The sequence below is a fragment of the Marinobacter sp. M3C genome (genome assembly GCF_023311895.1).
Classification (GTDB): domain Bacteria; phylum Pseudomonadota; class Gammaproteobacteria; order Pseudomonadales; family Oleiphilaceae; genus Marinobacter.
In genome coordinates this window covers 3468588-3492664 of record NZ_CP092284.1, presented here as the reverse complement: position 1 = coordinate 3492664, position 24077 = coordinate 3468588, and the positions used below count along the sequence as shown (strand labels likewise).

General features: G+C 55.1%; 18 protein-coding genes and 3 pseudogenes. 10 read left to right on the top strand and 11 right to left on the bottom strand.

Annotated elements, in window-relative coordinates; translation table 11 throughout:
- Nucleotides 1–94 precede the first annotated feature (94 nt).
- A complete protein-coding gene (locus tag MIH18_RS16315) occupies nucleotides 95–853 on the top strand; it encodes an FCD domain-containing protein (RefSeq protein ID WP_249012912.1) in 759 nt (252 codons plus the stop codon).
- A 61-nt stretch (nucleotides 854–914) separates the two neighbouring features.
- On the opposite strand, the gene MIH18_RS16310 is transcribed toward MIH18_RS16315, so the two are convergent.
- Both MIH18_RS16310 and MIH18_RS16305 read right to left on the bottom strand, forming a co-directional pair.
- Nucleotides 915–2699: an IlvD/Edd family dehydratase gene (locus tag MIH18_RS16310; RefSeq protein ID WP_249014638.1), complete on the bottom strand. Its 1785-nt coding sequence runs from the start codon at nucleotides 2697–2699 to the stop codon at nucleotides 915–917.
- A 53-nt stretch (nucleotides 2700–2752) separates the two neighbouring features.
- The gene (locus tag MIH18_RS16305; protein WP_249012911.1) at nucleotides 2753–4498 is read right to left on the bottom strand and encodes an IlvD/Edd family dehydratase; all 1746 of its coding nucleotides are present in this window, start codon (nucleotides 4496–4498) and stop codon (nucleotides 2753–2755) included.
- A gap of 214 nt (nucleotides 4499–4712) precedes the next feature.
- Between MIH18_RS16305 and MIH18_RS16300 the strand changes: the two genes are divergently transcribed.
- The 7 genes and pseudogenes from MIH18_RS16300 to MIH18_RS16270 all read left to right on the top strand — a co-directional run bounded on the left by MIH18_RS16300 (nucleotide 4713) and on the right by MIH18_RS16270 (nucleotide 12207).
- Nucleotides 4713–5732, top strand: coding sequence for a TRAP transporter substrate-binding protein (locus MIH18_RS16300; RefSeq protein WP_249012910.1), 1020 nt, complete (start codon nucleotides 4713–4715; stop codon nucleotides 5730–5732).
- A 72-nt stretch (nucleotides 5733–5804) separates the two neighbouring features.
- A complete protein-coding gene (locus MIH18_RS16295; protein ID WP_249012909.1) occupies nucleotides 5805–6413 on the top strand; it encodes a TRAP transporter small permease subunit in 609 nt (202 codons plus the stop codon).
- Nucleotides 6413–7714, top strand: coding sequence for a TRAP transporter large permease subunit (locus MIH18_RS16290; RefSeq protein ID WP_249012908.1), 1302 nt, complete (start codon nucleotides 6413–6415; stop codon nucleotides 7712–7714). Before MIH18_RS16295 ends, MIH18_RS16290 begins: the two co-directional genes overlap by 1 nt.
- Before the next feature lie 34 nt (nucleotides 7715–7748).
- On the top strand, nucleotides 7749–8735 hold the full coding sequence (gene araD1 / locus MIH18_RS16285; protein WP_249012907.1) for an AraD1 family protein: 987 nt from the start codon (nucleotides 7749–7751) through the stop codon (nucleotides 8733–8735).
- Between the two features lie 18 nt (nucleotides 8736–8753).
- Nucleotides 8754–10334, top strand: coding sequence for an aldehyde dehydrogenase (NADP(+)) (locus MIH18_RS16280; protein ID WP_249012906.1), 1581 nt, complete (start codon nucleotides 8754–8756; stop codon nucleotides 10332–10334).
- Nucleotides 10335–10337: 3 nt separating this feature from the next.
- Nucleotides 10338–11493, top strand: a pseudogene (locus MIH18_RS16275) (fumarylacetoacetate hydrolase family protein).
- Nucleotides 11494–12066: 573 nt separating this feature from the next.
- A complete protein-coding gene (locus tag MIH18_RS16270; protein WP_249014668.1) occupies nucleotides 12067–12207 on the top strand; it encodes a hypothetical protein in 141 nt (46 codons plus the stop codon).
- Between the two features lie 259 nt (nucleotides 12208–12466).
- Here MIH18_RS16270 and araD1 (MIH18_RS16265) read toward each other — a convergent pair whose 3' ends face one another.
- Nucleotides 12467–13468, bottom strand: coding sequence for an AraD1 family protein (araD1, locus tag MIH18_RS16265; protein WP_249012905.1), 1002 nt, complete (start codon nucleotides 13466–13468; stop codon nucleotides 12467–12469).
- Between the two features lie 123 nt (nucleotides 13469–13591).
- Between araD1 (MIH18_RS16265) and MIH18_RS16260 the strand changes: the two genes are divergently transcribed.
- Nucleotides 13592–14533, top strand: a complete 942-nt coding sequence (locus tag MIH18_RS16260; RefSeq protein WP_249012904.1) for a LysR family transcriptional regulator — start codon at nucleotides 13592–13594, stop codon at nucleotides 14531–14533.
- A gap of 418 nt (nucleotides 14534–14951) precedes the next feature.
- On the opposite strand, the pseudogene MIH18_RS16255 reads toward MIH18_RS16260, so the two are convergent.
- From MIH18_RS16255 to MIH18_RS16230, 6 genes and pseudogenes are all read right to left on the bottom strand, one after another.
- Nucleotides 14952–16518 (bottom strand): annotated as a pseudogene (locus MIH18_RS16255) (IS3 family transposase).
- Nucleotides 16519–16600: 82 nt separating this feature from the next.
- On the bottom strand, nucleotides 16601–17806 hold the full coding sequence (locus MIH18_RS16250) for an alpha-hydroxy acid oxidase (protein WP_249012903.1): 1206 nt from the start codon (nucleotides 17804–17806) through the stop codon (nucleotides 16601–16603).
- Between the two features lie 27 nt (nucleotides 17807–17833).
- Nucleotides 17834–18691, bottom strand: a complete 858-nt coding sequence (locus MIH18_RS16245) for a fumarylacetoacetate hydrolase family protein (protein WP_249012902.1) — start codon at nucleotides 18689–18691, stop codon at nucleotides 17834–17836.
- Nucleotides 18688–19608, bottom strand: coding sequence for an NAD(P)-dependent oxidoreductase (locus MIH18_RS16240; protein ID WP_249012901.1), 921 nt, complete (start codon nucleotides 19606–19608; stop codon nucleotides 18688–18690). Before MIH18_RS16240 ends, MIH18_RS16245 begins: the two co-directional genes overlap by 4 nt.
- Nucleotides 19609–19669: 61 nt before the next feature.
- Nucleotides 19670–20692 carry a TRAP transporter substrate-binding protein gene (locus tag MIH18_RS16235; protein WP_249012900.1) on the bottom strand — a complete coding sequence of 341 codons (1023 nt, stop codon included), beginning with the start codon at nucleotides 20690–20692 and terminating at the stop codon, nucleotides 19670–19672.
- Between the two features lie 103 nt (nucleotides 20693–20795).
- Entirely contained in the window at nucleotides 20796–21833 is a 1038-nt protein-coding gene (locus MIH18_RS16230; RefSeq protein ID WP_283164895.1) for a TRAP transporter large permease subunit, read from the bottom strand.
- A gap of 66 nt (nucleotides 21834–21899) precedes the next feature.
- Between MIH18_RS16230 and MIH18_RS16225 the strand changes: the two genes are divergently transcribed.
- Nucleotides 21900–22880 carry an IS5 family transposase gene (locus MIH18_RS16225; RefSeq protein WP_249012898.1) on the top strand — a complete coding sequence of 327 codons (981 nt, stop codon included), beginning with the start codon at nucleotides 21900–21902 and terminating at the stop codon, nucleotides 22878–22880.
- A 156-nt stretch (nucleotides 22881–23036) separates the two neighbouring features.
- Here the strand turns inward: MIH18_RS16225 and MIH18_RS16220 are convergent.
- Both MIH18_RS16220 and MIH18_RS16215 read right to left on the bottom strand, forming a co-directional pair.
- Nucleotides 23037–23294, bottom strand: a pseudogene (locus tag MIH18_RS16220) (TRAP transporter large permease subunit); the annotation flags it as partial.
- A 75-nt stretch (nucleotides 23295–23369) separates the two neighbouring features.
- On the bottom strand, nucleotides 23370–23864 hold the full coding sequence (locus tag MIH18_RS16215; protein ID WP_249012897.1) for a TRAP transporter small permease: 495 nt from the start codon (nucleotides 23862–23864) through the stop codon (nucleotides 23370–23372).
- Nucleotides 23865–24077 lie beyond the last annotated feature (213 nt).

Sequence of the window (24077 nt, the reverse complement as noted above, 5' to 3'; positions counted from 1 at the left end):
TCAGAAGGAACCATCAGACCTGAAACAAAGGTCATATTGACGAAATGTCCAACATACCCCACGATATGCTGAATTTTAATCGGATACGCGGCTCGTGAAAAACAAGCAACAGAAGATACCCCCGCGGCCTAGTGTGGCCGACTTCCTGGCTGAAGCTATTTTCTCGGGCCATTACAAGCCGGGGGACTTCGTCCCCAAGGAGGTCGAGCTCTGCGCGCAATTTGCCATCAACCGTTCCGCTGTACGTAGCGACCTGCGACAACTGGTGGATGTTGGTATCATCGAGCGTATCTCCGGTCATGGCTCCAAGGTCCGGGAGTATGAAGAATGGAAAATTCTCGACCCGATGGTGACCGAGTGGATGACACGCTATGCCTCCCCCAACCCAAAAATCCAGTGTGAAATCCTCGCTTTTCGACTGGATGTCGAACCCTATGTCGCTATGACCGCCGCCAAGCGCGCCAAGGCACGCGATCTGGTCGCCATTGAGGAAGCCTTCGAGGGTATGGGGGAAAATCTGCACAATGCCAGCCGCCCGGAAGAGCGCCGTCTGCATAGCGATTATGACATTGCCTTCCATATCGCCATCTACAAGGCTACCCATAATATTGTCTGGGCCCAGCTTTCTCACATACTGCGTCCTTCGATCTACCTGGTGATCGAGAAATCCAACATCAGCGCCAGCGATCCCGAGGAAAGTCTGGAACGGCACCGCCGATTGATGGAATGCATCCGCACCCGCCGCCCCGACGAAGCCTTTCTCGCCGCCCAGAAAGTCCTTGAGGGCACTGCCCAAGCGCTAGGTATCGAGCCCCCCGAGGGTGCCCTGGGACGTCATTTGAAAGCCATCTAATCCCAATTCGAATATATATATGACCGGCATCTTGATTGACGCCGGCCATGTCATGTGTCCTTCAGTGATTATCTCGAGGCGGACTACGTCGGGCAACATCGCGGTACTTGGTAGCCAGATCCAGCGTCATACCCCGGTCCAACGGCTCGATCAGGCTGCGCTGAATTTCCTGCCATGGCGTCTGGTGCGCCGGATATTGATAGCCCCCGGCGGTTTCCAGATGCTGACGGCGTCCTTCAAGCTCGGTATCGTCAATCAATAACCTGACTTCGCCGTTCTTGAGATCGACCCTCAATCGGTCACCGGTTTCAAGCAACGCCAAGCCGCCGCCGATGGCCGCTTCAGGCGAAGCGTTGAGGATTGAAGGAGAGCCCGAGGTACCCGACTGCCGGCCGTCTCCCAAGCATGGCAGCGATTCAACACCGGCCTTGATCAACACTTCGGGAGGCTGCATATTCACAACTTCCGCCCCGCCGGGATGACCGACCGGCCCAGCGCCGCGCATTACCAGGATAGTACGGGCATCGATCCCCAAGGCAGGATCATCGATTCGCGCGTGATAGTCTTCAGATCCATCGAATACCACCACTCTTCCCTCGAAAGCATCGGGGGAGTCAGGGTCGCTCAAGAAGCGTTGACGAAATTCAGGCGAAATGACACTGGTCTTCATCAAGGCAGAATCGAACAGATTGCCTTTGAGATTGAGAAAACCCGCATGTTGGATCAAGGGATTGTCGTAACGCCGGATTATTTCGGGGTCACGAGTTTCGCTATGCTCGACGTTGGCTGCGATGCTTCGGCCGTTGACCGTCAAGGTATCGCCATGAAGGCGCCCCGCCTTGAGCAATTCATGGAGTATGGCGGGCACCCCACCGGCGCGATAAAATTCCTCACTCAAATAGGCGCCGGCCGGCATGATATTGGCGAGTAGCGGTATTTCATGGCCGAGATGCTGCCAGTCATCGTTGCTCAGTTCGATACCCGAATGTCTTGCGATTGCATTGACATGCACCGGCGCATTGGAAGACCCACCCAGTGCCGAGCAGACCACGATAGCGTTCTCGAAGGCGGCTCGCGTCAGAATATCGCTAGGTCGCAAGTCCTCCCATACCATTGCCACGCTTCGCTGTCCCGTTTCATAGGCCACAGCAGCACGCTCCTTGTAGGGAGCCGGAATCATCGCGGATCCGGGAAGACTCATCCCCAACGCCTCGGCCATGGAATTCATGGTGGAAGCGGTACCCATGGTGTTGCAATGGCCAATGGAGGGCGCGGAGTTGGTAGTGCGAGAAAGAAACTCATCGTAATCGATGTCGCCGGCTGCCAGACGTTTGCGCAACTCCCAGATAATCGTTCCCGAACCGACCCGTTCGTTGCCTCGCCACCCATTGAGCATGGGGCCGCCCGAAAGCACGATGGCGGGAATATTGACCGTTGCCGCCGCCATCAGGCAGGCTGGGGTGGTCTTGTCGCAGCCGGTGGTCAGCACCACGCCGTCCAGGGGATAACCATGCAGTATTTCCACCAACCCCAGGTAAGCCAGGTTGCGATCCAGCGCCGCTGTCGGACGCCGCGCATTCTCATGGATGGGGTGCATGGGAAACTCGAAGGGCACCCCTCCAGCTTCACGGATACCGTCCTTGACTCTTTTCACCAGTTCGATGTGATGACGATTGCAGGGAGTCAGGTCGGAACCGGACTGAGCGATGCCGATGATCGGCTTGCCGCCGGTCAGCTCTTCCAGCGTGATGCCGTAATTCATGTAGCGTTCAATACACAGCGCGGTAGTGCCGGGATGTTCAGGATTATCGAACCACCAGCGTGAACGTAGTTTTTCGGCGGTCATTTTATAATTTTTTTTAGTCATGGGGTCTCCAGCCTTTGCGATTTTAGCCATTCTTAATGCGAGTGCCGCGGTACATCAGCGCCGCGACAGCCTACCAGGAAGTCGAAATCACAGCCCTCGTCGGCCTGCAACACATGCTCGATATATAACTGGCGATAGCCACCGTCACTGGCGATTCGCCGCGATTTTTCGGTGGGATCACTTTCGGCCAGGCGCGAGGCGAGTTCGGCATCGCTGATATCCAGATGCAAGCTACCGGCATCACAGTCGAGTTCGATCCAGTCGCCGTTACGCACTGCCGCGAGCGGCCCCCCGGCGGCGGCTTCCGGTGCCACGTGCAACACCACGGTGCCGTAGGCGGTGCCACTCATACGGGCATCGGAGATGCGCACCATATCGGTCACGCCCTGTTCGAGCAGTTTGGTTGGCAAGCCCATATTGCCGACCTCGGCCATGCCGTGATAACCGCGTGGTCCACAGTGTTTCATGACCAATATGCTGGCCGCATCGACTACAAGATCCGGATCGTTGATCCGTGCCTTGTAGTCGTCGAAGTCTTCGAAGACTACCGCGCGGCCACGGTGCTTCATCAGCTCAGGCGTTGCCGCCGATGGTTTGAGTACGGCACCGTTGGGAGCCAGATTGCCGCGCAGCACGCAGATCCCACCATCAGCAAGCAGTGGATTATCCAGGGCGCGGATGACTTCATCATTGTAAAGCGGCGCATCCTCAACGTTTTCCCACAATGTCTTACCGTTGACGGTTAAGGCATCCTTATGGGGTAAGCGGTCAGCCTCTCCCAGACGCCGCAGCACCGCAGGCAGTCCCCCGGCATAGTAGAACTCCTCCATCAAAAAGCGTCCCGACGGCTGAAGGTCGAGAATCGTCGGTGTGCCACGGCCAATACGGGTCCAGTCATCAAGCGCCAGATCGACACCGATACGCCCGGCAATCGCCTTGAGATGGATCACCGCATTGGTTGATCCACCGATGGCGGCATTGGTGCGAATCGCATTTTCGAAGGCCTCCCGGGTCAGTATCTTCGACAGGTTCAAGTCTTCATTGACCATCTCGACGATGCGATTGCCGGAGAGATGCGCCAGGACATAGCGCCGCGAATCCACCGCCGGAATCGCGGCGTTGTGAGGCAGCGAAGTGCCTAAAGACTCAGCCATGCAAGCCATGGTCGAAGCGGTGCCCATGGTGTTGCAGGTACCTGCCGAACGCGACATCCCGGCTTCCGCCGCCATGAACTCGTGCATGGATATCTTGCCCGCCTTGACCTCTTCCGAGAGTTTCCAGACAACTGTGCCCGAACCGATGTCCTTGCCGTGATGCTTGCCATTCAGCATCGGCCCACCGGTGACCACGATAGTGGGAATGTCGCAGCTCGCCGCGCCCATCAACAACGCTGGGGTGGTCTTGTCACACCCTACCAACAGCACCACTGCATCCATCGGATTGCCACGAATAGCTTCTTCGACATCCATGCTTGCCAAGTTGCGAGTGAACATCGCCGTCGGTCGCAGGTTGGATTCACCATTGGAAAACACTGGAAACTCTACCGGATAGCCACCGGCCTCAAGCACACCCTGCTTGACGTGGTCGGCAAGCTTACGAAAGTGGGCATTACACGGAGTCAATTCTGACCAGGTATTGCAGATACCGATGATTGGTTTACCCTGAAACTCGTGATCGGGAATTCCTTGATTCTTCATCCAGCTGCGATACATGAAACCATTCTTGTCCGTGGTACCAAACCACTCGGCACTGCGTAATGACCGCTGTCGTTGGGACATCCTAAGCACTCCAGTAAAAGGGTCACGGCCGATAGCCCAACCCGGATATGGCGTAAATTCGCCTAAAAACGGTACTCCCTTCCCCCTTATATTGTCTGTTATACTAAAGTATATGTTGAACAATACAGGTAAATGTTCAACATTGTTATAGCTCGGATGGGAGTTATCCCCTCCATGAAACAATAAAAACAATCTTCATCGTCGGAGAAAATACATGTTCAATTTGAAATACAGCCTTCTTCTTACTGTCCCCGCTTTGTTGCTGGGACTGACCACAGCTCAAGCAGCCGACTACGAATGGAAATTTCAGGCATCGGAGACATCGGGTGAGCCGAGCTTCAAAATCAAACAGGAATGGGCCAACAAGATCACCAAGATGACCGACGGCCGTGTTGAAATCGAAGTGATGCCTATCAATGCAGTGGTTGGGCCGACGGAAACGTTGTCCGCGGTCAGCGCCGGCATTCTTCAAGGACACATGACAGATCCCAGCTACTTTTCAGGACAAAACCCGGCTTTCGGCATGCTGGGCAACTTGGTGGGGGCCTGGAGTAACTCCTATGACTTCCTGGAATATATGAAATACGGCGGTGGCGAGGAGCTCTACAACGAGCTGGTCGAGCCTTATGGTGTTCACCTGATCGCTGCCGCCACCTTTCCTCTGGAATCGATCCCTTCCACCGTACCCATCAAATCTCTGGAAGATTTTGAAGGCCTGAAGATCCGCGCACCCCAAGGCATGGTCTACAACATCTTTGAGCGCATCGGCGCGACCCCGGTCAACCTGCCCGGATCCGAAGTTTACACCGGCCTGGAGAAAGGGGTGATTGACGCCGCAGACTCCACGGTGCTCTCCAACAACGATGCCATGGGCCTGCATGCGTTCGCCCCTTACCCTCTGTATCCCGGCTTCCACTCCATGCCGATGATTGCGGTATCGATCAACAAGGATATCTGGGATAGCTTGTCCGAGGAGTTGCAGACCACCCTCAGCACTGCTTTCGATGGCATGTCCTATGACCTGATCGCACGTCTCAAACAGCAGGATATTGAGACGCTGCAAAAGCTTCAGGAAGACCCTGACGTTCATCCCTACGACCTTTCTGCCGAAGATCGCAAGAAATTCCGTACTGCAGCGGAAGCAGAATGGAAAGAATGGGCTGGCAGAAACGAGATGACCCAGAAGGTCTATGATTCGGCCACCGCCTTTTTGCGCTCGCGCAACCTTCTCTGACCCGGCGTCCTTTAACCCCAATCGGCATATCGCTTGAGGTAGCCCCTCGGGCGATATGCGTAGAGACGAGCCATGCCGAAAAAAATCCCTGATACCCAAGACCTCCCGCCCGAGACCCAGGATATTTCCGACATCCTGGAAAAAGTCGAAGAGGTGTCACCCGAACGCACGGCGCTCGATCGTGTGGTTGCCCGAGGTGGCCGTGTCGCCGCCTGGCTGGTACTGCTGGCCATGGGCATCAGCGTAGTGGAAGTGTTCATGCGTTACGGGTTCGACAGCCCCACTTCGTGGGTACATGAAACCGTGGTGTTTCTAATCGCCGTAATCTTCGCCCTCGGTGGGCCAGCGGCATTGGCGAAAAACAGCCATATCCGCGTCAAGGTGCTCTATGACAGCGCCGGTCCACGCCTCAAGTGCTGGATGGACCGCTTGAACGATTTCCTGACGCTGTTCTTCTGCCTGGCCATGAGCTATGCCGCTTTCCACATGTTCTGGGGCGCATCGCACAACCCACTCGGTCAGTGGTCACTGGAGCGTTCCGGGACCTCCTGGAACCCGCCGTTTCCAGCCATGGTGAAGGGCGTGATCCTGTTCGCCCTGATACTGATGAGCGTTCAGGCATTGCTGCATTTGATTCAGGCAATCCGTGCAAGGCCCGCCGCTACCGAGGAGACGAACTGATGGATATCGGAACCGCCACGATCCTGATGGTGGGTGCAATCTTTGCCCTGCTGATCACCGGTCTCCCCTTGGCTTTCATTACCGGTCTGGTGGCGCTGATCTTCACCTTCGGCTGGTTCGGCGAGATGGCGTTACCGCTGATAACAAGCCGGGTTTACGGGTTCATCACCGAGTATTCCCTGGTGGCCGTGCCGATGTTCGTGCTGATGGCCTCGTTACTCGACCGTTCAGGGATCGCCAAGGATTTATTCAATGCCATGCGCGTATTCGCCGGACGCCTTCCGGGAGGCGTCGCTGTACAAACCATTGTGGTGGCATTTTTCCTCGCCGCTCTGTCGGGCATCATCGGCGGTGAAATAGTGCTATTGGGTATTCTGGCATTGCCCCAGATGCTGCGGTTGGGTTATGACAAGCATCTATCTATTGGCGTGGTTTGCGCCGGCGGAGCCTTGGGCACCATGATGCCTCCTTCCATCGTGCTGATCATTTACGGCATGATCGCCAGCGTGTCGATTGCCGAGCTGTTTACCGCGGCCATCACACCGGCAGTGATTTTAATGGCTTCTTACATCGCCTACGTGCTGGTGCGCTGTCTGAAGAATCCTTCTCTCGGACCACCTCTTGACGAAAACACTCAGGACAATCCTTTCGCTAGCCGGTTCGATGCGCTCAAGGCCATCCTGCTGCCGGGGCTGATCGCCTTTCTGGTGCTGGGCACCATCTATGGCGGTATCGCCTCGGTGACCGAAGCCGCCGCCATGGGTGTGTTCGGGGTGCTACTCGCCACCCTGGTACGCGGCGAATTCAACAGAGATATGCTGCACCACAGCCTGAGTCAGACGATGAACACCTGCGGAATGATCATCTGGATCGGTATCGGCGCCGCTGCGCTGGTGGGTGTCTACAACCTGATGGGCGGCAACAGCTTCGTCTCGAACCTGATACTCGGGCTCGATGTGGCGCCGATCGTGATCATCATGGTGATGATGGCCATCATGCTGGTTCTTGGGCTGTTTCTCGACTGGATCGGCATCGCCATGCTGGCCCTGCCTATCTTCCTGCCGATCGTCATTCAGCTGGGGTTCGACCCGATCTGGTTCGGCATCCTGTTCGCGGTCAACATGCAGGTCTCGTTCCTGTCGCCTCCCTTCGGTCCCGCCGCTTTCTACCTGAAAAGCGTGGCGCCACCGGATATCAGTCTGAAAGACATTTACCTATCGGTTCTGCCGTTCATGGCTATCCAGCTGTGCGTACTGGCGGCGCTGTTGATCTGGCCGCAACTGGCTATCTGGCCCCTTTGATTCACCGGCTCATTACCTCCAAGAGGAAGTCACCATGCGATTGATTCAATGTTCACATCAGGGCCAGATCCGCTCCGCCCTGGTGGAAATCGAGCAACAAGTCAGGCTTCTCGATGCCGACACCTATACCTTGGCGATGCGCGCTATCAGTAGCGGCAAGCCGTTGAGTGACATCGTCGAATCATCAATGACCGAAAGCCGACTCGACTATCAGCAGTTGATCAATGAAAAGCGCTTGCTACCGCCATTGACCCACACCGACCCCGCCCACTGCCTGGTCACGGGCACCGGCCTTACTCATCTGGGCAGTGCCGATACTCGCGATGCCATGCATGCCAAAGCCAAGGTCGATGAAAGCGAAATGACCGATTCCATGCGCATGTTCAAACTCGGTGTCGAGGGGGGCAAGCCTACCGCTGGCGAAATGGGCACCCAACCGGAATGGTTCTACAAGGGTGACGGCAATTGCGTGGTGGCCCCGGAAACCGAGATTCCGGTACCCGGCTTCGCCGAGGATGCAGGCGAGGAACCGGAACTGGCCGGGCTCTACGTGATCGGCAACGACGGCACGCCTTGGCGGGTCGGCTACGCCATCGGCAACGAGTTTTCCGACCATGTCACCGAACGCTTCAATTATCTGTGGCTGGCGCATTCCAAGCTGCGCGCCTGTAGCTTCGGGCCGGAACTCTTGATCGGCGACTTGCCCGAGCATCTGGAAGGCAGCAGTCGCATCGTGCGCAACGGCAAGACATTGTGGGAGAAGCCGTTTCTGACCGGCGAGGCTAACATGGCGCATAGTCTGGCCAACCTTGAATACCACCACTTCAAGTACGACAACTTTCGTCGCCCCGGGGATGTGCATGTGCATTTCTTCGGCACTGCCACCCTGAGTTTTGCCGACGGCATCAGCACTCAAGAAGGCGATCGCTTCGATATCAGTCTGCCTGAATTCGGGCGGCCGCTGCGCAACACCCTACGTTTTGAAACGGAAAAGACCACTAGCGCAATCTCATCACTTTAAACACCCAAGGAGTTCATCATGACACTGGAAGGTAAATCACTAATCGGTCAAAAAACTGTGGGCGGCAATGCAGCTGACATCTATGCCATCGACCCCTCTACCGGCAAGAAGCTTGAGCCCACCTATCAAGGCGGAGGACAGGCTGAAGTTGACCTGGCTTGTGAGATGGCCTGGGCAGCCTTCGATACCTATCGCGAGACCTCTCTTGAGGAGCGTGCGGTTTTTCTCGAAACCATCGCGACCGAAATCGAAGCCATCGGCGATGAATTGATCGAGCGAGGCGTGGCTGAAAGCGGCCTGCCCCGGCCACGTATCGAGGGCGAACGGGGTCGTACCTGCGGCCAGCTGCGTCTGTTCGCCTCCGTGGTACGTGCCGGTGAATGGCTCGACGTGCGCATCGACCCGGCACTGCCGGAACGCCAGCCCATGCCCAGGGTCGACCTGCGCCAACGACATGTCGCTACCGGGCCGGTGGCTGTCTTCGGTCCCAGCAACTTCCCGTTGGCATTTTCCGTCGCCGGAGGGGATTCTGCCTCAGCGTTAGCCGCAGGTTGCCCCGTGGTGGTCAAGGCGCATTCGGCTCATCCCGGCACATCCGAGCTGGTCGGCAAGGCAGTACAGAAGGCCGTGAAACACTGCGGCCTGCCGGAGGGTGTCTTCGCGCTACTCTACGGTTCGGGCCGCGATCTTGGTCAGGCACTAGTCGCCGACCCACGCATCAAGGCGGTGGGCTTTACCGGGTCGCGTCAAGGCGGGACCGCGTTGATGAAGACGGCTCAGAGCCGCCCCGAACCGATCCCGGTGTATGCTGAGATGAGCAGTATCAACCCGGTCTTCCTGTTCCCGGAAGCACTCAACAACCGGGGTGAGGAGATCGCCAAGACCTTCGTTGGTTCCCTCACCATGGGTGCTGGCCAGTTCTGTACCAACCCGGGCCTGGTACTCGCAGTGAAAAGTCCGGCTCTGGATACTTTCCTCGATTTCGCAAGCACTGCGGTCAAGGAGAGCGCGGCGCAAACGATGCTCACGCCGGGTACACACCAGTCCTACGAAGAAGGCGTCAATCGCTTCGCCAACCATGCCAAGGTCCGCGAAGTGGCTCGTGGTCAGCAGGGTTCCGGCCCCCATGATTGCCAGGCGGCGTTATTTCAAACCACCGCTTCCGAGTTCCTCGCTGACGAAGCATTGCAACAGGAAGAAGTGTTCGGGGCTTGTTCGCTTGTAGTGGAATGCTCAAGCATCGACGAGCTGCAGCACGTCGCCGAGCAACTCGGAGGCCAGCTCACCGTCACCCTTCATATTGACGAGGGCGACCTGACCAGTGCACGTGCCCTGCTACCGACACTTGAACGCAAAGCCGGACGTATTCTGGCCAATGGTTGGCCCACCGGCGTTGAGGTGTGTCATGCCATGGTGCATGGAGGCCCTTACCCGGCCACCTCCGACTCGCGTACCACCTCGGTGGGCAGCGCAGCGATTCATCGCTTTCTGCGCCCGGTATGCTACCAGGCCCTGCCCGAAGCGCTGTTGCCCGAAGCACTCAAGAACGGCAATCCCCTCAGCGTTTCCCGGCTGGTGGATGGCAAGCGCGAGATATAAGACATGAATAACGATAACAAGATGAGCGATTTTCTTCCCGAGGATCACACCCAGGCGCTGCTGGTAGGGCGCGTCTGGCGCCCAGCCCCTCGATCGGGCCCGGCGCTGGTGATGATTCGCCATGGCGAAGTCATTGATATCAGTGCCGACTACCGCTGCATGGCCGATCTGCTGGACTGCGACGACGTGGTGGAGATCGTATCGAAGGCCGAGGGAGAGCCCCTCGGCCCAGTAGAAGCACTGCTTGAGAACTCGCTGGCAGAGCCGCCGCGTGCACCCTATCTGCTCGCGCCTTGCGACGTTCAGGCAATCAAGGCCTGTGGAGTGACCTTTGCCGTCAGTCTGATGGAGCGAGTGATCGAGGAACAGGCCGCTGGTGATCCCGCTCGCGCTGCCGAACTGCGCCAGGAATTGCAGGCACTGATCGGCGGTGACCTGTCACAGATCGTGCCCGGCTCTGAGGAAGCCTTGGCTCTCAAGGCAGAACTGCAGTCCCGTGGCGCCTGGTCACAGTACATGGAAGTCGGCATTGGCCCCGATGCCGAAGTATTCACCAAGGCTCAGCCACTCTCCTCGGTAGGCATCGGCGCCAGGGTCGGCTTGCACCCCGCCTCGCAATGGAACAATCCCGAGCCGGAGATCGTGCTGGCAGTGGATGCTCGGGGTACGCCCCGGGGCGCTACGCTCGGTAACGACGTCAACCTTCGGGACATCGAGGGGCGCAGTGCCCTACTGTTGGGTAAGGCCAAGGACAACAACGCTTCCTGCGCCATCGGTCCTTTCATTCGCCTCTTTGACGATGCTTTCACCCTGGACACCGTGCGCCAGGCCCGCGTCTCGCTACGCATCGAGGGCTCCGACGACGGCTTCGTGCTCGAGGATGCCAGCGATATGCGCCAGATCAGCCGCGACCCCCTGGATCTGGTGCAACAAACCTGCGGTGCCCATCACCAGTACCCGGATGGTTTCATGCTGTTTCTCGGCACCATGTTCTCGCCGATCCAGGATCGCGATGGCAAAGGCCAGGGCTTCACCCACCACTTGGGGGACACCGTAACTATCGCCACACCGGCCTTGGGGCGCTCTCGTCAACCGGGTGGATCGCAGCGATCGCCTGCCACCCTGGACCTTTGGCATTCGTCAATGGGGGCCTATCTGACGACACAACAATAATCCTCTCCTCTCCCAACGCTACTGCCAAAAATCGCCGGCATGCCCAAACTCCGAGCATCACCCGGATGAGCTGCCGGCGTTTCTGAGGGCCAGAGTGAATCGATCAAAGGTGAAAGGTTGCAGGGCAATCAGGCATTTTGCGCATTCTAGCGTTTTGTCGATGATTTGCCAGTTGTGGTGATGCGCGTTTTGGGTAAGAAAACTGGCTACTTTTTGCACTCTTTTATCACTTAAGCATTGCCTGGTGACGGCACGCTCAAGAGCTTGGACAAGCAACCAAATTCGAAATGCCCTGCGTAGAAGGTATTGCTCCTCAGAGCAGCCTTACGCTAGCGGGTTGACGATAAAACACAATAAAAAGTGTCTCTTTTCAATGTTTGCGTGTAAATCGCGAAGCTTCTTCTTGGTTTGGTTGGCATTCTCGGCATAGGGCAGTGCGGGGTATAGTTTGTGAATATCAGGGCGGCTATCGTAGGTCGCGCAGTTTAGATAGCTGCGTTATAAGCGGGTTAGCGGCCCATGCGCTGAGTATATCGACTGATTCAGGGTGGGAAAGTTCTTGGCTGAGGTTACCGATAACCGTGAAGTGTTTGGTGAATCCGAAGGTGAGGGTGGCAACCTCAAATATTTCTGTGATTTCGTGTTCCTGGGCCCACCGGACAGGATAGTTGACGCCGAACATAGCCTGGACAAACCATAAAGCAGCGACTCGCCCGTAATAGCGTCGACGCTCTTATGTTGAATGCTACCCGAGGCACGACGCTCACCGCCGATATAATTATGGCCAGTCAGATTTAGCATGACATGTTCTTGCTTGTGATTGCTGCGATTGAACTGGCACCAACAACGAGAAATAGAGAAATCCCAGCCGTGTGAGCTAGAGAAAAGTGCGGCCTTATCCGCGACCTGATAAGTAAGAAAAAACCTGGCCCTTTGTGGGGGCACAGGCAAAGCACAAATCAAAGAGGCCGCACGCCACCTACCGGGATAGCGGGCTGATGTACACGAATACCATTACGCAGAGGTTCGCCCAAGGCATCCAAGCTGACTTCAAAAGTGTCGCCAGGTTGTGCCTTAATACCATCAGCAAACGACAAGGTTGCAGTACCGAAAAAGTGTATATGTACGTCGCCGGCACGTAAGAATTGACTGTATTTAAAGTGGTGATACTCAAGATTCTCTAAGGTGTGACACATATTGTCTTCACCAGAAAGAAATTCCTTCTCCCACAAAACCTCGTCACCGCGACGAATGCGGCTGATTCCCGACAGATGACGCGGTAGCTCGCCAATCAACATTTCGGGGCCAAAAGAACAGAAACGTAGCTTAGAGTGAGCCAAATACAGGTAGTTTTTACGCTCAACCACATGATCTGAAAACTCGTTACCTAGGGCAAAGCCGATACGATACGGCTGGCCGTCATCCGCAATAACGTAGAGGCCTGTTAGCTCCGGCTCTTCACCAAAATCTTCGGCGAAATCGGGCACTGGGAAGTCTTCACCGGGACGCACCACGATACTTCCGTCACCTTTGTAAAACCACTCCGGCTGCGCGCCTTCACTGCCTGCCGCTGGGCGGCCATTCGCCATACCCCACTGGAACATTTGCATGGTGTCGGTGAGTTTTTCGTTGGCCTGCTGGGCTTCAACCTGCTGATGCATCTTATCGCGCGTGGAAGCGCTACCCAAGTGAGTCAGACCAGTGCCAGAAACCATGCAGTGGGCCGGATCACTATGATCCAACGGTGCCAGTACGCGGCGCTGTGAAATTAATTCAGCATAGAGCGGGCCTGGCTCAGAGCCTAAACGCTCGATTTCGGCAATTAGCCCATGTCGATTTCGGATCGCTTGCAACGCCAGTTCGCGAGTACTCGCGACACCGTTGACTACACTGATGTATTTACTGCCGACGATACCGACCTTACGTTGGTTTTGCCCGTTCTCAAATTGAATCAGTCGCATTGCAGTACTCCTTACATATCTTTTCGCCGCTTGTGCGACTTTTATTGCTCTGCACTTTAAAAAATTACCCAAGTGCTGTCTAATGAAAGCTTCTGATCAAGTAATAACCTTTAGTTATTTCATATGCTGCAACCACTAAACTACATCGTTTCACGCTTTCACATTCGTCAGCTAAGGCTGCTTATTGCCCTCGACGACCTGGGCACATTGCATCGTGCAGCTGATCATGTCGCTATCAGCCAGCCGGGTGCGAGCAAAGCACTACATGAGATTGAGATAACGTTCGGCATGCCATTGTTTGCGCGCAGCACTAAGGGTCTGGTTGCCAACGACATGGGCCGCTGCGTAATTCGCTACGCCCGCTTAATTTTCAGTGATCTCGCACATTTGCATGATGAAATGCACGGCATTCTTCAAGGCCACGGCGGTCATGTGGCGGTTGGCACCATCGCGGGCTCCGTACCTTTGGTATCAAAAGCCTTAACCAAGCTTCGGCAGGTACAGCCAGGCATTTCGGTGCAGGTTGTCGAAGGCATTAGCTCGCACTTGCTTAAGTTGCTTGACGAAGGACGGCTCGACTTGGCCATCGCACGCACCAGCGGCAGCCAACACAAAGATGATTACGCGTGTCTAAGTCTGCACCCAGAGCGCCTGGCACTGGTGGCCGGGCCCGAGCATTCTCAGCACGACAACTCGACCTTAAGCTTGCAGGAACTACACGCCTACAGCTGGGTTGTTTATCCCACGGGCACACCTATGCGCGCTGTGCTTGAACGCGAGTTTGGTGAAGCCGGACTGGAATTCCCGCGTTATTCGCTGGAAACCTCATCAACGTTCACCATGCTCAGTTTGCTACAAGAAGACTCGCAACTGGTGGCCATTATGCCCCACTCTATCGCATGCTCTAGCGAAGGCTTTGGCTTGTTGCGGCGTCTGCCGCTGGAACTGCAGTCACGCACTGAGCCCTGTTCAATCATTCATCGTCAGGGTAGTAGCTTGTCACCACTCGCCGCACTCTTACTTGAGCATTTGCGTAACGAGCAAGATGCATTGACAGAGGATTAATTTGACATTCAACTAAATGAGGCGGCGCTGCCAGAGTATTCAGCTGGTGCCAACCTCAGTGTTCGAAGCACACCGCATTTTGTCATCGGTGTGCAAGCATAATGGGCGAATTCGAACGCAAACGTAAGGTTGTAGAATGGGGCGTCGCGTGACTGTTCTGAATTTTGCTCAGGACTTACTCAGCTGTGTGCTTGAGTTGAACAATTTGTTGATGCTTGCTGAAGCAGCCGGCCACATCAGACAGAGAGCGGTAGCAAAAGGCAGTCAATCAGTTCTCTTTATTCTCCAGTAAAATTAGCCGACACGTTGACGTATTAAGGTGGCGGCAGAGTGCACAGCAATAACACTCCGTTCACCAACGAATGAACGAGGCGGAAGAAAACGGTGATTTGCAACCCAATTGTCCAAATAGCTGCGTTTAAGCAACCTGTTTATTGCGCTCAATTTCCTGCAGTTTTCCAGGGTTGAGCGATACGGCTCCGGCGACTTTCCAGTTTCGAATGTCACCAGACCAACGCCTGGGGTTCAGGCTCTTTGCTCGTTCATAAACTGCTTCACGTTTGGCTAACAACTCTGCATCAACACCTTGGTGCCGCTGTGCGGGCGTCACGAAGTTGATGCCGCTGTGCAGGTGCTCTTCGTTATAGGCTTGTCGAACAACAGCATCCATTCACGCACCGCTATCAGTGATCTAAAGCCTTTGGCGGGCCACTTCGGGCAGTACTTCAGCGTTTTGAACAACGACTCTGAGTACGGGTTATCGTTGCTCACTCTGGGTCGGCTGTGAGACATCAACATACCCAATTCTGCCAGCCGCGCTTTCAGTGTGTAGGACGTCATCGGCGCGCCATTATCTGAGTGCAGCACCGGTGGGTTTTGCCAACATCTCTCGCGCAACAGAGCTCGATCTATGAGCTTTTTGGCAAGCTCGCCGGACTCTGCTTCGTGGATTTCCCAAGCCACGATTTTGCGGCTGTAGATGTCCATGATCAGGTACAGATACCAGTGCTGACCGCGCACCTCTGAAGGACAATAACTGATGTCCCAGCTCCACACCTGGTTCGGACCTGTGGCGGTAAAGCTGGTGGGCTCAGGGACCTTGCGCGGCGGCTTCATACGGCCCCGATGATTCAATTGCTGGTGCTTTTTGAGCACTCGGTAAAACGAAGACTCTGACGCCAGGTAAAGCCCTTTATCAGCCAGTCGAGGCACGATCTGGGACGGTGGCAAGCTCTGATACTCCCGTTCATTGCAGGTATCCAGGATGGCCGCTTCTTCAGCGTGAGTGAGCTGGTGTGGCTGCACAACGCGCTCCACTTGCGGGCGCTGGTCCTCTGCCACAGTGCCGTTAGCGCGTCGCCAGCGTTTCAACGTGCGCTGGCTCAGCTCCATCAAATCGGCTGCCTTGTACCGAGCCGCGCCACTGGCAACAGCTTCGTCATAGTCGTTTAACAGCCTTGTACGTTCGGTCAGCGGTGTCAGTTGTCCTCGCTGTCCGGGTCCTCGCCGTACAAGGCTTCGAGCTTTTTTGACAGCACCAACAACGAGGTTGTTTCCGCCAGAACCCGGTCTTTACGGCGAACTTCCGCCTTCAGCTTTTTGATGGTTTTACGGGCATCACGCTGCTGTTTCTGAGCGGTTTTCTCTTGCCCTTCTTGCAGACCATTACCGTGTAGGCAGGCTTCTTTCCAGCGCTGCACCTGCTCAGGATACAGGCCTTTCTGGCGGCAATACGCACCCAGTTCCGCTTCGGACATAGACGCCGTTTCGATCACGACGGCCAACTTGGCATCAGGAGACCCATCGTCTCCTGCATTACGATAACCCGGCACAGGCACTCCTTGTTGTCGACACTGTTTTAACCAACTATACAGAGTCACATCCGATATGCCGTCCTCTGCCGCCACCTGCACCACACTGCGGTTCTGCGGAGGCAACAACTTCTTCAACACGGCCGCTTTACGTTCCTCGGAATAACGTGGCATGACTGCTCTCATACCGCCCAATCTGACATGAATTTAGGCGAAATCGCCAACTGGACAACTAGGCTGACAGAGGGGGAAAACATTAGTTACGAATGGCCTCAGCCAGCGCCCGCCAGCGCGGAGCATGGATCAGGTCAGGGGTGAGTTCTTCTAGGTTGCAGCAGCCGAGCAGGCCCAAAGTACGGTCCAATTCGCTGCGAAGAATGTCGATAGCATGCGCCGCACCAGGACCTTTACCGGCGGCCAGACCATAGATTCCGGCTCGCCCAATCAACACGCCAGAAGCCCCAAGCAACAAGGCTTTGGCGATATCGCTGCCACGTCGGAACCCGCCATCAAGAAACACTTCCATGCGCCCACGACAGATGCGTGCCACTTCCGGCAGAGTTTCCATCGCGGATACAGCACCGTCAAGTTGGCGGCCTCCATGGTTGGATAGTATTACTCCGTCAACACCGTACTGCATCGACCGGCGAGCATCGTCAGGGTGGATCACGCCTTTAACGATCAATTTCCCGCGCCACATATCACGCAGCCAGGCGATGTCATCCCAACTCAGGGTCGGGTCAAGTTCAGCAGCCAATGCGCTGGCGGCACCCTTCACTGAGTCTTTACCAGGCGGCAACAAATCACCAAGGTTCTTAAACCGCGGCACACCGTTGGGAACCAGCACATCCCAAATCCAGCGCAGGTGGCACAACACGTCCAGGTAGTTGCGTAGATCAAGGTGCAGCGGCTTTGCGTAATTGCGCTTATCCCACTCACGATTTCCCAAAATAGCGCTGTCTGTGGTCACCACAATGGCTTCCAGATTCAACCTTTCTGCGCGCTCCACCAACCTCGTCACATGGTCACGGGTGCGGTACAGGTAGATCTGCATCCAGGCACGGATGTTGTCAATGGCCGCAATGTCTTCCATCGATGTGGTCGAGGCGTTGCTAAGCACGAAAGGTATGCCGGCTTCGGCCGCAGCACGCGCCAAGTGCAGGTCACCGTCACGCGTTAGCAGGCCATTGAACCCGGTCGGGCCAATCATGAACGGCAATTGCGCAGGCTTACTAAAAAAGTTACGTTCTAAGCTGCGATGCCCAACGTCTCGCAACGAGTGCGGTTGCAGCGTAATGCTCTCAAAAATAGAGCGATTTCGCCTCAGTGTCACTTCATCGTCCGAGCCGCCTTCGACGTACTCAAAGGAGAAGTTAGGTAGGCGGCGACGAGCCATTTCGCGCAGTTCTTCAATATTCTGCGCGCGACGAAAATCTCGACCCTGATATAGGCGTCGTTGCATAGTCAAAACCTCGAGTTAGTGCGCTATCTACGCTTCAGTCGGCCGCCAAGTCACCACGTCTTGGCATTGCTCGCCAAGGCCGCTGATGCTCAGGCGCATACGGTCACCCGGCTTGAGGAATTGCGGCGGTTGCATGCCGGCGCCAACACCCGGTGGAGTACCAGTACAGATAACATCCCCTGGGTTGAGGGTCATGAACTGGCTGACATAGCTCACGATCTCATCGATGGAAAAGATCATGGTGCTGGTGTTGCCGCGTTGGCGCACTTCATCGTTCACGCTGAGGCACAAATCCAAATTGTGTAAATCGTTAACTTCATCGGCACTCACCAACCACGGACCGATCGGCGCGAAGGTATCGCAGCCCTTGCCCTTGTCCCAAGAGCCACCACGCTCGTGCTGGAAATCCCGTTCAGACACGTCATTGACGATGCAGTAGCCAGCCACGTAGTCCATCGCATGCTTACGTTCGATGTATTGCGCTCTACGCCCGATAACGATGCCAAGCTCAACCTCCCAGTCTGTTTTCTGTGCGCCACGAGGAATGATAACGGCGTCATTCGGCCCGCAGATGGCACTCGTGGCCTTCATAAACAGCACGGGCTCGCCAGGCACGGGCAAATTGGATTCTTTAGCATGGTCGGCATAGTTCAAACCTACGCACACGATCTTTCCGATGGCCGCAATGGGCGGGCCGATGCGCACATCACCTTCAACCTTGGGCAGGGTAGCCGGATCCAGCGCACGCAACTCATCCAGCACCTTGGGACCTAGCATGCGCGGGCTAATATCGAGCACGTGTTGTGATAGATCACGCATGCTGCCGTCGTCAGCGAGCAACGCCGGCTTTTCCAGACCAGGTGGGCCATATCGAAGCAGCTTCATGCCTTGCTCTCCAAGGGCTTGGCGCGCACGCTCACTCCGTTTATCTCACCCATCACGTCGAACAGACGCGGCACATATTTATCGCCGTGGCCTAATGCTTTAGCTAGCACGAACGTCTGATAAACAGCATCGGACACAATGCCGGTGGTCTGAGTGGATTTGGTCAGTTCAGTGTAATAACGCATATCCTTTTCGCAGTTGGACAAAGCGAACTGTTGCCCCGAATCATCCCCATGCAAAACATAGGGAATAATCCGCTCAAAGGTCCGGCTGTAGCCACCACTCATGTTGCAGATTTCCGCAAAAGCGGCCAGGTCAATTCCGTTCTTTGCCGCTGTGCAAAAAGCTTCAGCCAGTATGGTGGCGTTACCCTGGGAGATAAAATTATGGATCACCTTGGCTTTGTGCCCACTGCTCAAAGGCCCCAAGTGATGGATGGTCTCCGAGAAACACTCCAGTATTGGGCGAACCTTGTCTAGCACGTGGACATCGCCACCGACGAGCACATTAAGGCGTCCAGCTTGGGCATCTTTTGGCGTGCGGTTAACCGGTGCATCGAGGTAATGACCACCGTGCGCGACCACCTGTGCGGCTAACTCGGCCGTGCGGTTCGGATCGCCCGTACTGCAATCAACCACGATCTGCCCTGGGCGCAGTCCGGCCAGCACGCCGGTTTCCCCAGCCAATGCCTGGCTAACCTCAGTCGTACCCGGCAAGCACAATAGTACAACGTCAACTGCGCGCGTGAGTTCAGCAGCATGGCTGAACTCACGCGCGCCCTTGGCCACCAGATCATCAACTCGCTGACGGTTACGGTGAGCCATGACGCCGAGACTGAAGCCCTTGCTCTGGATGTTGTTGGCCATGGCGTGACCCATCAGACCAAGACCGATGAAACCAACATTAATAGTTGTCATGAAATGTCTGCCTTAGCTGTGGTTTCGGGTCGGTAAACAAGGTTCCGACCCGAAACGTGGATTACTGAGCGTTGCGCACCTTGGCGATCTCAGCGTTCATTTCGTCCATCAGATCGCGTCCATATTCAGCAATAAACTTTTCAACGACCGGGCGAACCTGCTTACGCATACGCTCGATTTCTTCGGGTGCCACTTCGTTGATTTTCATTCCCTCTTTGGCAAGCATTTCGCGCGAGCTGACGTCCATATCACGAGATACTTTACGCTCGTATGCCTGCGCCTCAAGCGAGGCACTGCGCACTAGCGCGCGCTCGGCATCGTTAAGTTTGTCCCAAGTTTGTTTGCTGAAAATTGCAACCAATGGATCATAGAAGTGACCAGTTAGCGACAAATACTCCTGCACTTCATAAAACTTCGAAGTTTCGATAGCTGCCAACGGGTTCTCTTGGCCGTCTACGGTTTTTGTTTCCATAGCCGTGTAGAGTTCGGTGAACGAAAGCGGTACGACGTTAACACCAAGCGCCGCAAACGATTCAATTGCGGTCGGTATCTGTTGTAGGCGCAGCTTCAGGCCATTGAGGTCTTCCAGAGTTTTCACTGGGCGCTGGCTGTTGGTGACATGACGAAAACCGTGATCCCAGTAGCCCAAGCCAATTAGGCCGTGAGGCTCAAGTTTGCCCAGCAACGCCTGACTAGTAGGACCGTCGAGTACGGCATCCACTTCGGTGGAGTTCTTGAACAGGAACGGCAGGCCATAAAGACCAAAGCCCTTCTCGATTCCAGAAAGCAAACCAGGGGTTACTAGCGTCATATCGACAATGCCACCCTGCACAGAAGAAATGACCTGCGTATCGCCACCTAAAGTCCCGCTGGCGAATATCATGACCTTCATTTTTCCGTCGCTCTTTTCCTTAACTACTTCGGCGAACTTCTTTGCACCTAGTCCGTGCGGATGATTCTTGGCCTGTACGAAGGCAATCTTGAAGGTGTGTTTATTGATTTCATCTGCAGCGTGGCTAGCAGTAGACAAAATCATCGCTGAGAAACACAGTGCTGCGCCGAAAGCTTTAGGGATAAATTTCATAACAGATTCCTCGTGTTTTTATTGTAGCCAAAGGTGGCTTGAAAATTAGGCAAATCAACAGACACGCGCCGCCTCAGTATAAAGGCAGGCGCGTGGGTATTGCTCAGTAGAGCCACTGCGCGGGGACCAGTAGCAATTGTGGAAATACCAGCAGCAGGCCAACGACCAGCAGTTCCGCAAGTAGAAAGGGCATCACGCCGCGCACTGTGGCCATAAAATTAATTTTAGCCACACCCGCAATAACGTTGAGCACCAGTCCCACTGGTGGTGTAATCAAGCCAATGGCACAGGTCATGACAAAAATCACGCCGAAGTAGATAGGGTCGATACCAGCAGCTACAGCAACCGGCATCATTACTGGGGCCAGGATCAAAATAATGGGCGACATGTCCATTGCCATTCCGATAATCACGATGATTGTTACGATGAGCAGCATCAGCAAACGCGGACTGTCCATCATTGGCTCTAACATATCGACCACTGAACTTGGCAGGTCCGCTATGGTGATCATCCAAGCAGCAACCATGGCCGACGCGACTAGAAACATAACCATCGACGTAGTCATTACCGAAGAAACCAGCACCTGGTACATGCTCTTCCAAGTTAGCTCGCGATAAATCACCACGGAAACAAATAAAGCATAAACCGCAGCAACCACACCGGCCTCAGTCGGCGTAAATATCCCTGTGCGCAGCCCAACAAGAATGATCACCGGCAAGAACAGCGCCCACACACCCTCATAAAAAGCCTTAGAAATTTCGCCCATCGATGCACGCGACCGAGTGGTCACGGTTTCACGACGAGAAACAATGCGCCATGCCACACACAGTGAGACTCCCATCATTAGACCGGGCGCAATACCCGCTAAGAACAACTTGGTAATCGATACGTTGGCCGCTACGCCAAACAGGATCAGGCCGATAGACGGTGGTAATACCGGCGCGATGATCCCAGAGGCTGCCACCAAGCCACCGGCAGTTCCCTTGTCATGTCCGGCTTTGACCATCATCGGAACCAATAAGGTAGCCAATGCGGCTGCATCGGCAGCAGCAGAGCCCGACAGACTAGCCAGCACACACGCGGCCAGAATAGTGACGTAACCGAGCCCACCTTTGATGTGGCCTACTAGGGAAACACTGATTTATTCCCCTCACGTTGTCGGTTTGGTAAAATGGTCGCTCCTCCGCAGGATTAGCCAGAGACTGTCATGAAGCAAACAAGTTTCGCCCAGGCAGAATTTGCTGCCAAGAAAAAGACAACCCGCCGTGAGCGGTTTTTGGCAGAAATGGAGCAGACCGTGCCCTGGTCGAGGCTGCTGAACGCGCTATCGCCGTTCTATTATCCTGATTCTCGCGGTAAACGAGGCCGTCCCCCAATACCTTTAAAGCGCATGCTGCGGATGTACTTTGTGCAGCAGTGGTACGCCCTGGCGGACGAAGCACTGGAAGATGCCATCTATGACAGTCAGGCGCTGCGCAATTTTGTGGGGATTGACCTAGCCGTGGAATCGGTCCCCGATGCCACAACGCTGTTGAAGTTTCGCCACTTACTCGAAAAGCAGGCTTTAACCCAGGTGATCTTTGAACAGATCAACGGCCACTTGGCGGACCGCGGCATGCTCATGCGTGAGGGTACGATCGTCGATGCCACTATTATTGCAGCACCGCCCTCGACCAAGAACAAAGCAAAGGCGCGGGATCCGGAGATGCATCAGACCAGAAAAGGCAACGAATGGTACTTCGGCATGAAAGCGCATATTGGCACGGACGCAGACTCTGGGCTGGTCCACAGCCTGACGGGCACGGCCGCCAATGTAGCGGATATCACCGAAACCGAGCGCCTGTTGCACGGTGAAGAAACCGAGGCGTATGCGGATGCGGGTTACACCGGTGTGGCCAAACGCGACGAATTTAAGGACACAAAGGTTACCTGGCACGTGGCAGAGAAACGCGGCAAGCTCAAGAAAATGGCAGAAGGCCCGCGCAAAGATCTGGTGACCCAGTTCGAGCGAGCCAAAGCCCAGATCCGGGCCAAAGTGGAGCATCCGTTCCACGTGATCAAGAATCTATTCCGGCACCGAAAGGTCCGTTACCGAGGGCTGTTAAAGAACACAGCGCAGCTGTTTACGTTGTTTGCTCTGGGCAATCTTATACTCGCTCGCAGGATAAATCCGTCTCAAAGCGCGTGATATAGGCCTTAAAGGCCGAACTTCGGCCGCAAAAAGGCTTTTATAACCTGAAAACAGGACATTTAATGATTCTGGCGTACAACTCGGCCAGAAATCTTACTGAAATTTGAGTGAACCTCATTATGGCGGTGAGTCACGATTTGATCAGCGCTTCCCTAGAGCGATCGCCATGTTAACGATGCGCGTGGACAATCCACCGGAATTCATCAGCTCGCCAGCCAGCATAAAAAATGGTACTGCCATTAACGGAAAGCTGTCGGCCCCATTTACTAGGCCTTGAGCGACAATCTGGGCATCAAACAGATCGAGCTGATACATCATGGCCAACGCACAAAGAATCAGCGAGTAAGCAATGGGCACACCAATAGCCATGGCGCCCAATAACGAAAATACAAATATCGCGACGATAACCATTACACTACTCCGGTTTTTATTTTGAACATTCTTACCGGTAGGACCCCGGCGATATGCCGTTGCGCGCTACTTGTGTTAGTCGAGCGATTCATCGGGACGAAAAACCTCACCACCGCGAGCTAACCGAACTGCCTCATATACATGGATCACACTGGCCGAAACGCCGAAAAACGCGCCAGAGGCGTAAAACATCCCCATCGACCAGCCAGACACTGGCGACGGTATGTTCCAGTTGATCTGCATCTGCCGCCAGCTGCCCCATACCAACAGCCCCGAGCAAAACAACATCAATAGTTGAGACATAATCAGACAGCCTCGCTCGCCCCAAGAGGGCAACAACCGTATGGCCATGTCCACGCCCATGTGGCCACGCTCGCGCAGCACCACTACGGCGCCAAGAAAGGTCAGCCAGACAAAGGCCCAGCGCGAAACTTCTTCAGAAATCAAAATGCTTTCGTTAAAGCCGTAACGCAGTACAACGTTACCAAACACCAGCACCACCATAGTGACGAGGCAGATAACTGCCAGCATCTGGATCAAGGTGAAATAGCCATTGACGATTTTATGCATGCCATACTCCTAGGCATTCCAAGCGGCCTACAGAGCGGTAAGTAGAGAAGGAAATGCGCGTTACAACAACGCAGATAGAACGAGAGGAACGAGTATCAATCGTCAATTGGATAAGTCTCATATTGTTTTTTTTATGCCGAAGAACGGCTATTTGCAAGCAACACTAACACCGGAAAACATTGCGTGCAATGTCCATTTTTGGCAGTATCGTTA